The organism is Nocardioides sp. J9 (assembly GCF_007829375.1).
Classification (GTDB): domain Bacteria; phylum Actinomycetota; class Actinomycetes; order Propionibacteriales; family Nocardioidaceae; genus Nocardioides.
Window position 1 is genome coordinate 1 of the sequence record NZ_VLJQ01000005.1, and the last position, 12425, is coordinate 12425.

At 70.1% G+C, this 12425-nt stretch carries 12 protein-coding genes and 1 tRNA gene; 4 read left to right on the top strand and 9 right to left on the bottom strand.

Going from position 1 to position 12425, the window contains the following annotated elements; translation table 11 throughout:
- Nucleotides 1-23: 23 nt before the first annotated feature.
- From L615_RS01405 to L615_RS01425, 5 genes are all read right to left on the bottom strand, one after another.
- Nucleotides 24-1316, bottom strand: coding sequence for an ISL3 family transposase (locus L615_RS01405; protein WP_145723860.1), 1293 nt, complete (start codon nucleotides 1314-1316; stop codon nucleotides 24-26).
- A gap of 158 nt (nucleotides 1317-1474) precedes the next feature.
- Nucleotides 1475-1549: transfer RNA gene (locus tag L615_RS01410), tRNA-Gln, on the bottom strand.
- A 45-nt stretch (nucleotides 1550-1594) separates the two neighbouring features.
- Nucleotides 1595-2575 carry a CPBP family intramembrane glutamic endopeptidase gene (locus tag L615_RS01415; RefSeq protein ID WP_261376518.1) on the bottom strand — a complete coding sequence of 327 codons (981 nt, stop codon included), beginning with the start codon at nucleotides 2573-2575 and terminating at the stop codon, nucleotides 1595-1597.
- A complete protein-coding gene (gene gltX / locus L615_RS01420; RefSeq protein WP_145723861.1) occupies nucleotides 2562-4049 on the bottom strand; it encodes a glutamate--tRNA ligase in 1488 nt (495 codons plus the stop codon). Before gltX ends, L615_RS01415 begins: the two co-directional genes overlap by 14 nt.
- On the bottom strand, nucleotides 4046-4858 hold the full coding sequence (locus L615_RS01425; protein ID WP_028655925.1) for a fumarylacetoacetate hydrolase family protein: 813 nt from the start codon (nucleotides 4856-4858) through the stop codon (nucleotides 4046-4048). The genes gltX and L615_RS01425 overlap by 4 nt, the downstream gene beginning before the upstream one ends.
- 32 nt (nucleotides 4859-4890) lie before the next feature.
- Between L615_RS01425 and L615_RS01430 the strand changes: the two genes are divergently transcribed.
- Nucleotides 4891-5778 (top strand): 3-methyladenine DNA glycosylase, encoded by an 888-nt coding sequence (locus L615_RS01430; RefSeq protein ID WP_145723862.1) that lies wholly within the window; start codon nucleotides 4891-4893, stop codon nucleotides 5776-5778.
- 29 nt (nucleotides 5779-5807) lie between these two features.
- On the opposite strand, the gene L615_RS01435 is transcribed toward L615_RS01430, so the two are convergent.
- On the bottom strand, nucleotides 5808-6794 hold the full coding sequence (locus L615_RS01435) for a hypothetical protein (protein WP_145723863.1): 987 nt from the start codon (nucleotides 6792-6794) through the stop codon (nucleotides 5808-5810).
- A gap of 169 nt (nucleotides 6795-6963) precedes the next feature.
- On the opposite strand from L615_RS01435, the gene L615_RS01440 reads away from it, so the two are divergent.
- Complete coding sequence (locus L615_RS01440) at nucleotides 6964-7503, top strand: YaeQ family protein (protein ID WP_145723864.1); 540 nt, start codon at nucleotides 6964-6966, stop codon at nucleotides 7501-7503.
- Between the two features lie 100 nt (nucleotides 7504-7603).
- On the opposite strand, the gene L615_RS01445 is transcribed toward L615_RS01440, so the two are convergent.
- Genes L615_RS01445 through L615_RS01455 form a run of 3 tightly spaced genes read right to left on the bottom strand, consistent with a single transcriptional unit; the run spans nucleotide 7604 to nucleotide 10214 of the window.
- Nucleotides 7604-8455: an amidohydrolase gene (locus L615_RS01445; protein WP_028655921.1), complete on the bottom strand. Its 852-nt coding sequence runs from the start codon at nucleotides 8453-8455 to the stop codon at nucleotides 7604-7606.
- A gap of 15 nt (nucleotides 8456-8470) precedes the next feature.
- Nucleotides 8471-9202, bottom strand: coding sequence for an SDR family NAD(P)-dependent oxidoreductase (locus L615_RS01450; RefSeq protein WP_028655920.1), 732 nt, complete (start codon nucleotides 9200-9202; stop codon nucleotides 8471-8473).
- Nucleotide 9203: 1 nt separating this feature from the next.
- The gene (locus L615_RS01455; protein ID WP_186449668.1) at nucleotides 9204-10214 is read right to left on the bottom strand and encodes an LLM class flavin-dependent oxidoreductase; all 1011 of its coding nucleotides are present in this window, start codon (nucleotides 10212-10214) and stop codon (nucleotides 9204-9206) included.
- Between the two features lie 90 nt (nucleotides 10215-10304).
- Here L615_RS01455 and L615_RS01460 point away from each other — a divergent pair, with 90 nt between their 5' ends.
- Both L615_RS01460 and L615_RS01465 read left to right on the top strand, forming a co-directional pair.
- The gene (locus L615_RS01460) at nucleotides 10305-11219 is read left to right on the top strand and encodes a LysR family transcriptional regulator (RefSeq protein ID WP_145723866.1); all 915 of its coding nucleotides are present in this window, start codon (nucleotides 10305-10307) and stop codon (nucleotides 11217-11219) included.
- A gap of 145 nt (nucleotides 11220-11364) precedes the next feature.
- The coding region (locus tag L615_RS01465) for a DUF222 domain-containing protein (protein ID WP_145723867.1) at nucleotides 11365-12425 on the top strand (1061 nt) is incomplete at its 3' end.

A 12425-nucleotide genomic window follows, 5' to 3' on the forward strand; every position in this document is an offset into this window, starting at 1 on the left:
GGCTCTTGTGACTGATCCGTGGGTCATCGGCCGGGGAGTACGGGTCGGTGGCCGCCGAGGTTGAGCATGGCGAGGGCGATGAGCGCGTCGGGTGAGCGGAATCCGAAGGCGACGCGTGTGATGAGGCGGATCTTGGTGTTGACCGATTCGATGAGGCCGTTGGACAGGCCGTGCTCGATCGCGGCGAGGATCTCGGCCTTGTAGGTCACGATGGTGCGCTGCAGCTTCACGAAGCGTTCGATCCGGCTGCGGCGGGCCCAGCTGATCCAGTGCTCGAGCGCCTCGACTGCCTCGTGGTGGGGCAGCTGGAACACCAGGCGCAGTGCTTCCTTGAGCAGGTAAGCGCGGTGCAGGGTGGGTTCGGCCTTCGCGATCCAGGTCAGCTTCGCGGCTTGTCGGGTGGTGAGGTTCTCGGGGTTCTTCCACAACGCGAACCGGGAGTTCTTCAACGCTTTCGCGGGCCCGGTGGAGTAGTTCTCCTTGCCGGCCGCTCGTCTGGCCTGCAGTGTTGAGGGAGTCTGTCCGGTCCTGCTGCGTGCAGCGTTCCAGGCTTGGCGGCGGACTTCGTCGAGCGCGGTGGTTGCCCATTTCACGACGTGGAACGGGTCGGCGCAGCGGACCGCGTTTGGACATCGTTCGGTGACGACCTCCCCGATCCAGGCCGCGCCGTCTGCGGACACGTGGGTGATCTGAGCGCAGCGCTCGGGGCCGAGGACATCGAAGAACGCGCGCACGGTTGCCTTCTCCCGCCCGACTCCGACCCAGACCAGCCGTCCTGTGTCGTGGTCGACGACGACGGTCAGGTACTTGTGGTTGCGCTTGTAGGAGATCTCGTCGATCCCGATCCGGCGCAGTCCTGCCAACAGGTCGTGTTGGGCGGCGGTGTCGGACCAGACGCGGGTGATGATCGCACCAACGGTGCGCCATGCAATCCGCATCAACTCGGTGATTGCCGACTTCGAGCACTGGGTGGCCAGCCACGCGACCTGCTGGTCGAAGGCCAGTGTGTGGCCGGCGGCGTGTCGTGCCCACGGGACCTGGCGGACGGTGGGTCCGTGGACCGGGCAGTTCACGCGGGGCGCGTCGGCTTCGAGGAACACCTGCATCACGCCCACGTCCAGGCTTCGCCAGCGACGCCGCCCTTCGCCGTGGTCGTACCAGGATGCTCTTGTTCCACAGGTGCCGCAGCGGCCACGGCCGCCGCGACGAGGTCGCACGTGAGCGACGACGACCTCGGTCTCCTCGTCGAACTCGATCTCTTCGATGACGGTGTTCTCGACGCCCAACAGGGCGCGCCATAGGCTGGCGTTTCGCACGCCGTTCTCCGCTCAGCAGTTTCGGTCCTAGACAAGCCAGAAACCTAGAGCGGGAACGGCGTGTGGCCGTTCAGGCGCGATCAGCGACCCACGGAAGAGTCACAGGAGCCGGAAAAACGACAAGAGCCGGGCTGCTGCCCGGCTCCTGCTTGCTGTTGTGGCTGGTCTACTAGGACTCGAACCTAGACTAACTGGACCAGAACCAGTCGTGCTGCCAATTACACCATAGACCACTGCTCGCGGCTCCGGCCCGCGGAGGACCTGAACCGGCAGAAACCTTACACGCGGCCGCGCCGCGCCTCCAAAATGGCCCCGCTCGTGCGGCTCCGCACGCCCGTCCGGCGCGCGACCCACAGGGTCAGGCCGAGGTAGGACAGCGACTGCACGAGGGTCACCGGGACCGTCCACCAGGTGCCGTCGGTGGGCTGCAGCGTCTCGGTCATGTCGCCGAAGGCGATGGCCAGGCCGAAGGCGAGGAAGTTGTTGAGGACGTGCATCGCGATGCCGGCCTCGAGTCCGCCGGTGAGCAGCACGAGCACGCCGGCGACGACGCCGAACGCGAACCGGTCGAAGAAGATCGGCAGGTCCTGGCCGGCACCGTGCGCGACGGCGAACACCAGTGCCGGTACGACGACCGCGACCGTCGTACCGACCCGGGCCGGCAGCCGGGCAGTGAGCCCGCCGCACGCCTGGGTGAGGTAGCCGCGGAACGCGTACTCCTCCCCCGCCGCCTGGAGCGGGGTGAGCAGCACCACCACGAGCAGGAAGTCGCGACTCGCGCTGGTGAACGCGTTGGCACCACCGCCGAGGTCGACCGTGCCGGCGCCCTGGTCGGGCAGCACGGTGGAGACCGCCATGGTGATCGTGAGCGCGACGACGGCCAGGCCCAGGCAGGTCAGCAGCCAGCGCCAGCGCAGCCGGCCGACGACGGAGCCCATCCAGCCCGGCGTGAGCCGGTGCAGCAGGAACCCGACGAGGAAGACCGCGGGGATGGCCGCGGCCCAGCCGAGGTTGACCAGGGCGAGGAAGGACGGCGTCGCCGTGTCCCCGGAGAGCTTGTCGGCGATCTCGTCGACTCCGTCGCCGCCGAGGGCGAGCCACAGCGTGACGACGACGCCGAGGACGACCTGCCCGATGACGAACAGCGCCACCAGGAAGACGATCCCGACCGGCTGGCGCCAGCCGCCGGGTGGCCCCAGCAGGTGGAGCCGGTCGTAGGTCAGCCCCGGAGCGGTGCGGGTGTCCTCACCCCAGTGCACGCTGTAACCGCCCGAGGCTCCGCTCGCGGCCGAGCAGCTCCAGGGACTCGAAGAGCGGCGGGGAGATGCGGCGGCCGGTGACGGCGACCCGCACCGGGCCGAACGCGTTGCGCGGCTTGAGGCCGAGGCCGTCGACGAGCGCGGCCTGGAGGGCGGTCTGGATCGCGTCGGTGGACCAGGTCGGCAGGGCCGCCAGCGCGTCGTACGACGCCTGGATGACGGGGATGCCGGCCTCCCCGATGACCTTCGCGGCGTCGTCGGGGTCGACCTCGAAGGCGTCCTCGTCGACGAAGAGGAACTCCAGCAGCGCGCTGGCCTCGCTGAGCTTGTTGATCCGCTCGGCGACGAGCGGCATCGCGAGCTCGAGCAGCTGCGCGTCGGCGTCGTTGACCGGGTCGCTGAGCACGCCGTCGGCCTTGAGGAACGGGATCACCCGGTGGGTGATGTCCTCGATGCTGAGCCTGCGCATGTGGGCGGCGTTGATCGCGTCGCACTTCTTGATGTCGAAGCGCGCCGGGTTGGCGACGACGTCGGTGATCTCGAACGCCTCGACCATCTCCTCGAGCGTGAAGACGTCGCGGTCGGCCGCGATCGCCCAGCCGAGCAGGGCCAGGTAGTTGAGCAGGCCCTCGGGCAGGTAGCCCTGGTCGCGGTAAGCCAGCGCGTGCGCCTCGGGGTCGCGCTTCGAGAGCTTCTTGTTGCCCTCACCCATGACGTAGGGCAGGTGGCCGAACTGCGGGGTCGCCTTCGCGATCCCGACCTCCTTCAGCGCCTCGTAGAGGGCGATCTGGCGCGGCGTCGACGAGAGCAGGTCCTCGCCGCGGAGCACGTGGGTGATCTCCATCAGCGCGTCGTCGACGGGGTTGACCAGCGTGTAGAGCGGGTCGCCGTTGGCCCGGCAGAGCGCGAAGTCGGGGACGAACTCGGTCTCGAAGGTGACCTCGCCGCGGACCAGGTCGTGCCACGTGATCGAGCCCTCGGGCATGCGGAAGCGGACGATCGGCTGGCGGCCCTCGGCGACGAACGCCTCGCGCTGCTCGTCGCTGAGCTCGCGGCAGAAGCCGTCATAGCCCTGCACCTTGGAGCCGGCGGCCTTGCGGCGCGCGGCGGCCTCCTCGTTGGTGCAGTAGCAGTCGTAGGTGCGGCTGCTGTCGCGCAGCCTCGCCAGCGCGTCGGCGTACTTGTCGCCGCGCTCGCTCTGGAAGTACGGCGCGTGCGGGCCGCCGACCTCGGGGCCCTCGTCCCAGTCGAGGCCGAGCCAGCGCATCAGGTCGAGGATCGAGCGCAGCGACTCGTCGGTGCTGCGCTCCTTGTCGGTGTCCTCGATCCGGAAGACGAAGGTGCCGCCGTGGTGGCGCGCGAACGCCCAGTTGAACAGCGCCGTGCGGATCATGCCGACGTGCGGGCTGCCCGTCGGCGAGGGGGCCATCCGCACCCGGACCGGCGTCGTCGTGCCCTGATCGGTCGTGCTCATGCTCGTGCTTCCACCTTGTTCGTGAGGGTGCCGAGGCCGTCGATCGAGATCTCCACCTCGTCGCCGACCTGCATGGGACCGACACCCTCCGGGGTGCCGGTGAGGATGACGTCGCCCGGCAGCAGCGTCATCACGCTGGAGACGTGGGCGACGAGTGCGGGGACGTCGAAGACCATGTCGGCCGTCGTACCGTCCTGGACGACCTCGCCGTTGAGGAAGGTCTGGACCCGGCGGCCCTGGTTGAAGTCGTGCGGGTCGAGGTCGGTCTCGATCCACGGGCCCAGCGGGCAGAACGTGTCGAAGCCCTTGCCGCGGGTGAACTGGACGTCGGAGCGCTGGAGGTCGCGCGCGGTGACGTCGTTGGCGATCGTGTAGCCGTGGATGACGTCGGTCGCCTGCTCGGCGGGGACGTCGCGGCAGATCCGGCCGATCACGACGGCGAGCTCGCCCTCGTAGTGCACGTTCTCCGACTGCTTCGGGTAGAGGATCGAGTCGCCGGGCCCGATGACCGTGGTGTTCGGCTTGATGAACATCAGCGGCTCGGCCGGCACCTCCCCGCCCATCTCGGCCGCGTGGGCGGCGTAGTTCTTGCCGATGCCGACGACCTTGCTGCGCGGCAGCACCGGCGCCAGCAGCCGGACGTCCTCGAACCGGTACTCCTTCTCGAGGAGCTTCACGCCGACGTAGAGCGGGTCGCCCGCGAGGCCGACGATGACCGCGTCGTCAGCAGGCTGGCCGTACTCGTCGAGGTCTCCGGTCAGGACGCCGTAGGCCGGCTCCTCCCCCGTGGTGAATCTGACGATGCGCACCCGGCGAGCCTATCGACCTAAGGTGGTCGGTCGTGAATGCGCAGGAGGTCGTGCTCGCGCCCGCGGAGTGGCGCGCCCGCGCTGCCGCGCACGCCGAGCGCGTCGACGGCTACGTCGCGCCGCACCTGGCCCGCCGCGAGGCGCACGTGAAGCACCCCGTCTTCGACTTCCTCTTCACCTACTACTCCTACCGCCCCGCCCAGCTGCGCCGCTGGCACCCGGGCGCCGGCGTGGTGCTGGAGGACGACGGCACGTACGCCGGGCTCAAGGGCTACGAGACCGTCCCGGGCGTCCCGGGCGTCCCGGGCGGCGTGACCGTCGCGTCGTCGTACGTCGCGGCGCAGCGGCTGCTCGTCGAGTCACTGCACCGCCTGCTGAGCGCCACCGCCGCCCGCGCCCCGCACTTCGGCTGCTTCGGCCTCCACGAGTGGGCCATGGTCTACCGCCTCGCCGAGGACGAGACCCGCCACGCCGACTGGCCGCTGCGCCTGGGCCCCGCGGGCACGGACGCCGTCGTCGAGGGCCACCGCATCGCCTGCTCCCACTTCGACGCCTACCGCTTCTTCACCGCCCCGGCCCGCCCCCTCAACACCCTGCGCCCCGGCCGCGACGACCGCCCCGACTTCGAGCAGCCCGGCTGCCTCCACGCCGGCATGGACCTCTACAAGCACGCCTTCCGCCTGTCGCCGATGATCTCCTCCGACCTCGTCGCCGACTGCTTCGAGCTCGCCTGGGACATCCGCGTCATGGACATGCGCGCCGCGCCCTACGACCTCGCCGACCTCGGCTTCGACCCGGTCCGCGTGGAGACGGCGGAGGGGAAGGCGGCGTACGTCGAGGCCCAGCGCGGGTTTGCCGAGCGCGGTCGGCCGCTGCGGGCGAGGCTGGTCGAGGAGTGCGAGCGCCTGCTGCGGCTCTGACACTGACAACCCGGCGTGCTGCACGCTCGTCAGACGGGCAGGAGCCCCTGGGCGTGGAGGACGATCGCCGAGAGGACGACGACGGCTGCCGTCGCCGCTGCGAGGACGACCCTGACGCCGCGCTTCACGTCCATCACCAGGCTTCCCGAGCGCGGCCCGCGGCCTCTCCGCGGACCTCGCACGTCGTCCCACACCGGCGATCCGACCACGGTCCCGGCAAGGCCCTCGATGAGGTTTCGCTGCTTCTCCCAGCGACGGTCGGAGCCGGAGGCCGCTGACCTCATCGAGAGCAGGTACAGGTGGCTCGCGTCGATCTCGACGTCGTAGTGACGCCCGACCTCCTCGAACGCCCGCACCACGTCGGCGGTGAAGAACCTGCGTGCGACGTGCTCTCCGCCTTCGGCGACGAACAGGCGGAACCGGCGTCCGCCCCCGACGTCGACCAGCTGCGACCGGTCCCAGTGCTCCGGCGTCAGGCGGATCCCGAGGAAGCTGCGGAGGTGCCCGAAGTCGAGGACCATCTGAGGCATGCGCTCGGGCAGCTCGATGACGGCGTAGGCGTGCCGCCGCTCGACCAGCTGCGCCCTGGGGTGCGCAGAGGACGACAGCAGGTGACCTATCTCGATCCGGGTGCCGTGCGCGCCGTACCTGACCACTCCGAAACGACGCGGCTGGTCGCCGTGACGGAAGGGCGTCGCCGTGTAGCCGCGCGCCCCGTCCGCCACTGGCGTGAACCGACCGCCAGCGCGCAGGGCGAATGCCTCCAGCCGGTCGACCGAGGCGGGCGTGAACCGCACGACCTGCCACAGGCAGAACACGGACAGGAACGCAACCGGCACGCCCACGACCAGGGGTCCGGCCACCAGCTCGTCGAAACGCATCTCCGCCAGCCCCATGCCCAGCCCCGTCAGCGCCGCAGCCGCCGCCGTCCCGCGTAGGCCACGCGCGAGGGCAGCGAGCTCGTCCCGCGCGCCGTCGTCCGCTGCTGACTCGTCGACCTGGTCGTCGTGCGTCACAGCAGCCCCTTCGACCCTGGTCCCGTCTCCCCGGGCTCGCCCGAGGCTGTCGCCCGACCGTCCGGGCCGGCACCGGCCCGCACGTGGATGACCGACTCTAGGCGCTTCGGAGAAGGACCGGGCCTCGACCATTCGACGCGGGGACGCGTCCTGGGCCAGCATGACCCGCATGGCGGCCGGCGCGACGATGCACACCTTCGAGATCGAGCTGGCCGACACCGATCGCGGCGTCTACGAGCAGTTCACGCTGCGCGCCGCGCGGCACCCGTCGGAGACCGAGGCGTACCTCGTGACGCGCGTGCTCGCATACTGCCTCGAGCACGAAGACGGCATCGCGTTCAGCGAGGGAATCTCCGCGACCTCCGACCCAGCGGTTCTCGTGCGCGACATGAGCGGGAAGCTGCTGGCCTGGATCGAGGTCGGAGCACCCGATGCAGCGCGCCTCCACGCGGGCAGCAAGGCGGCCGAGCGCACGACCATCTACACCCACCGAGACCCGGCCAGGGTCCTGGCGCAGTGGGCGGGTGCGAAGATCCACCGCGCAGACGAGATCGTCCTGCACAGCTTCGAGCCCGGGTTCATCGATTCCGCCGTGGCGGCCCTCGAGCGCCGCAACGCGCTCACGCTGACCGTCACCGAGCGGCACCTCTACCTCCAGCTGAACGGGGCGAACCTCTCCTCGGCGATCCACGACCAACCGATCCGCTAGTCGCGCGGCCCCGCCCCGCAGCCAGACACCGGCACAGTGGCCGGAAGAGGGGACGCTCGGGCCGATCCTGCTCAGGCCGATCCTGCTCAGCCCGATCTCATCACGCGGTGGACCAGTAGACGCGGCGGGCGTTCTCGCCCCAGAACTTGGCCTGCTCGGCTTCGTCGACCTGGCCCACGACGACAGAGAAGGTCTCGAGCATCTGCCCGTGGGTCCCTCCCATGGTCTCGATCGGCAGGTTGGACCCGAACGCCACCCGGTCCCAGCCGAGCTCCTCGATCACGGTGTCGAGCCACGGTCGGAGGGTGGCCTCCGTGGTGTCGCGGGTGACCATGCCGAGCCCGGTCAGCTTGCAGAGCGCATCGGTCGACGCAGCGAAGTCGTGGATCGCCGTCGTCCACGCGGCCCGGGCATCGGGGTCGGTCCCCGTGGGCCACCCCGTGTGCTCGAGGACGACGCGAAGGTCGGGGAACCGCTCGAGCGAACGCAGCCAGGCAGTCATGCCCTCCGGGTTCGTCACGAGGTCGAACACGAGGCCACGCTCCTCGAGCCAGCGCAGGATGGTGTCCGCGGCGTCCGTGCCCGGCTCAAGGCCGTACAGGACCCGCAGTCCTCGCAGCCGGGAGCTCTCAGCCTGGGTCTCGAGGTCGGCCACGATCTCGTCCCGGGCCAGCGTCGGGTCCACCGTGGCGACGATCGCCAGGTCGAGGTCGTTGTCGTCAGCCAGCTGGTCGACCCACCGGGTCTCGGCGAGGTAGGCCCGAGGCAGGGTGGTGGCCGACACGTGCACGAACGCGTCCACCGACCTGGTGTCCCCCTCGCGGTAGTCGGGCAGCAGGAAGTCGGCGTACAGCTCCGGGAAGTCGATGGCGTCGGCCCAGACCTTCAGTCCGGGGTACCAGTCGTGGTTCGTCACGTCGATGAGGTGCATGTGGGAGTCGACGATGGGCATGGGTCCTCCTGGTGGTCAGTGCATGGTGATTCCGCCGGAGACGCTGAGCGTCTGTCCGGTCACGTAGGTGGATTCCGGGCCGACGAGCCACAAGATGGCTGCTGCGACCTCGGTGGGAGTGGCCAGGCGCCGCAGCGGGACGGCGCCCACGAGTCGCTCGAGGTACCCCTCGTGGTCGGCAGTGGCGCTGTCGACCATCTGTCCCTCGATCGGGCCGGGCGCCACGACGTTCACCCTCGCGCGGTGGCGCGCCAGCTCACGCGCCAGGGACTTCGCAGCACCGATGAGGGCCGCCTTGGTGGCGGAGTACGCCACCTCGCGCCCGGCCCCTGCCCGGGCGGAGTCCGAGCTGACGAAGACGATGGCCGACTCGGGCCTCCGGGTGAGGGCGGGCAGGAGCGCCTGCGTGAGCAGGAGCGGGGCACGCTGGTTGACCCGGTACATGACGTCCCACGCCTCGGTGTCGGACGTCGCGAAGGGCTCGACCCGGGCAATTCCCGCGCAGTGGACGAGCCCGACGTGCTCGACGTCGCCCGACGCACACCGCTCGACGACGTCTGCGGCGAACTCCCGCACCTGAGCATCGTCGACCAGGTCGAACGTGGCCGCACTGACGTGGGGTCCGGATGGCTCGTCTGGAGGCACCACGTCGGCCGCGACGACGTCGTAGCCCGCGGCAGCTGCGCGGGTGACCACGGCCGCACCGACGTCACCCCGGGCGCCGGTCACGACGAGGACCCGGTCCACGTCACCACGACTTCAGGGTGGGGAGCACCTGCTCGGCGAAGCGCTGGAGGTTCTCCATTCCCTCGCCCCGCAGGTCCATGCCGGGGTGGGGACCGAACAGCACGAGGTCGGTGAGCCCGAGGTCCTTGACGAACGGCTCCAGCACGGCCAGCACGGTGTCGGCGTCGCCGATGAGCTCGTTGGCACGGTRGGCGYCGSCCGCCGGCTCGAGCCCGTAGTCGAGGTCCGGGTCGCCGAACTCCGAACGGATCTTGCGGTAGTAGTCCCAGCGGTCGAAGTACAGGTACTGGTTGCGGGCCCAGACCTTCTCGGGGTCCTCGTCGGTGACCGTGATGCTCCAGGGGTTCGAGACCCTCGTGGAGCCGGGCTCGTGCCCGGCAGCGGCGAGCGCCTCGTGGTAGGCCGCGTGCACGGCCGGGTCCACCGAGGCACCCGCCAGGTTGGCTCCGTGCCGACCTGCCCGGGCAGCCGCGGCCGGCGTGGTGGCCGCGACCCACAGGGGCGGGTGCGGCTGCTGCAGCGGGGTCGGCTGGACCCGGAGGCCGGGGATGGTGAAGTACTTGCCCTCGTGCTCCACCGGCTCGCCGGTCCAGCCCTTCTTGAGCAGCTCGATGGCCTCCTCCATGCGGGAGGGGCGCGTGCGGGGGTTCAACCCGAACGCGACGTACTCAGCGACCCGGTGGCCGCTTCCGATCCCCACGTCGAGGCGGCCGCCCGACAGCTGGTCGAGGACCGCCGTCTCCTGGGCGAGCGCGAGCGGGTGGTGCAACGGCGCCACGTAGATGTACGAGCCGATCCGCGCCGTCGACGTCCGGTGGATCAGCTCGGTCAGGAAGATCGGGATGGAGGGTGCATAACCGTCCTCGCTGAAGAAGTGCTCCTGGACCAGGAGCGAGTCGAAGCCGAGCTGCTCGGCCTGTTCGAAGGTCCACAGGCAGTCCTCCCACAGCTCCGTCCAGGACTGGGTGCGGTGTGGCGACGCCTTCATCTCGAGCGTGAGTCCGACTCGCATGATTCCTCCTTGACTCGGGGAACCAGTCTCTGGTCGGACTGCTCCAGACCGCCAACACCAAAGGCAGTGGCGATCTAGCATCTCGATGTTATGGATCTGTCGTTGCGCGACCTCGAGTACGTCCTCGCCATCGCGGAGGAGCGGAGCATCTCGCGAGCGGCACAGCGTCTCCACATGGCGCAGCCCGCCCTCAGCCAGTCCCTCCAGCGGATGGAGCGACGTCTGGGCGCCCGCCTCTTCGAGCGCACGAGCCGGCGAGTGGCACCGACCCCGGCCGGAGAGGTCCTGGCCGAGGCCGCGGAGTCGATTCTGGGTGACGTCCGCCGGGCAGTGGAGAGGACGAGGGTCACAGCAGGCCTGCCCGGCGTCCTCCGCATCCACGTCAGCGAGCCTTCGCTGCTCACTCCTCGTCGCATCCTCGCGGCCGCCCGGGCGAACGTGCCGCAGGTCGCGATCCACCAGACCACCCTTCCGCGTGCGGACGTGGCACGGCAGCTTCTCGCCGGGGACCTGCACCTCGCCATCGGCGGCAGGTTCCGCCGACCGGGGCTCAGCAGCATCTACGTGAGGGAGGAACGTGTCGGTGCGCTGGTGGGCAGTCGGCATCCGCTCGCCGAAGCGCCCTGCGTGACGGCAGCGGACCTCTCCCTCTTCCCGATCTTGTCGGTGGACGAGGAGATGAGCTCCTGGAACGACTGGGTCCTCCGCTACCTCGCGGAGCACGACCTGGGTCCGACGTGGACCAGGGAGGTGATCTTCGGCCTGAGCACGGGCGGCGACATCCTGCACGACCAGCAGAGCGTGCTGCTGACCCTGGAGTCCGTGGGTCGGGACTACCTCGACGGCCTGGTGTGGAAGCCGCTTGAACCGGCCCGGACTGTCCCGTGGTTCATCACCTACAGCGACGAGGAGCTGTCCGCGAGTCCGGCGGTGGCCACCGTGCTCCGTGTCACCGAACGCCTGGCCATCGACCAGGGCTGGACCGCGAGCGAGAACGTCCGGTGAGCCGAGCACGTCGGCGTCACGGCGCGGGCGCGGGTTGGGGCGAGCCGACAACGATGATCACCAGCCAGCCTGCCTCGTCCACAGGCGCTTTCGTCGCAGGTCTTCTGCGGACGTTTGTGTCGGACCCCTGGTGTTGGGTGGGGTCATGGTCACCGATCGGGCGGTGGCGGAGATGACCGCCAACCAGGTCCTCGACTTCGTCGAGGACCAGCACGCGGTGCGCCAGCAGGCCGAGCGCGACATCCTCCGCGCCGCCTACCAGTGGGCCGTCCTGCACAACCCCGACACCCTCCCGGTCCACGACAAGCGCGGCCGCGACCGCGCCAGGCCCGCCGGGGCCGAGGGCACACCCAGGATCACCGAGTACGCCGCCGCCACCTTCGGCGCCCGCATCCAGACCAGCCCCTTCGGTGCCAAACGACTCATCGCCGACGCCGTCGACCTGCACCACCGACTCCCCAAGCTGCAGGCCGGCATCGACGCCGGCACCGTCCGCGTCCGCCACGCACGCCACGTCGCCGAGGCCACCCGCGACCTCACCAGCGACGAAGCAGCCTGGGTCGACCACGAAGTCCACGAGGTCGCCGACGGCCGGCTGCCCTGGACCCGGTTCGAGACCCTCGTCGAGGCCAGGATCACCGCCGCCGCCCCCGAGCTCGCCAGGGCGAAGGAAGAAGCCGCCGAGAAGGACCGCTTCGTCCGCATGTCCCGCGTCAACCGCCACGGCATCGCCACCCTCACCATCCGCGACCACGCCACCGTCATCCTCGCCGCCGACACCGCGTTGAACGCCGTCGCCACGAGCCTGGAGGAGACCCTCCCGGACGTCAGCAAGGTCGAGCGCAAGCTCGCCGCGTTCGCCCACCTCGTCAACCCCGACACCCACCCCGACCTCTCCGTCGGACCGGTGAAACCCAAGGTGAAGATCTACCTCCACCTCACCCCCGACTCCCCCATCGCCAGGTTCGAGGGCCACGGCCCCGTCACCACCGCATGGGTGCGCAAGACCATCGCCCACGTCGCCGGCAAGGTGCAGGTCCTGCCGGTCATCGACCTCAACCAGACCATGGCCGTCGACGCCTACGAGATCCCCCRRCGCCTGCGCGAGATGGTCCACCTCATCCACCCCGCCGACGTCTTCCCCTACGCCGTCAACACCTCGCGCAACGTCGACATCGATCACCAGGAACCCCACAGCGAAGGCGG

Bases quoted from the DNA above. Each gene is read 5' to 3' on its own strand.
- gltX (WP_145723861.1), bottom strand. From the start codon at position 4,049: ATGAGCACGACCGATCAGGGCACGACGACGCCGGTCCGGGTGCGGATG.
- L615_RS01440 (WP_145723864.1), top strand. From the start codon at position 6,964: ATGGCGGCCGGCGCGACGATGCACACCTTCGAGATCGAGCTGGCCGAC.
- L615_RS01445 (WP_028655921.1), bottom strand. From the start codon at position 8,455: ATGCCCATCGTCGACTCCCACATGCACCTCATCGACGTGACGAACCAC.
- L615_RS01460 (WP_145723866.1), top strand. From the start codon at position 10,305: ATGGATCTGTCGTTGCGCGACCTCGAGTACGTCCTCGCCATCGCGGAG.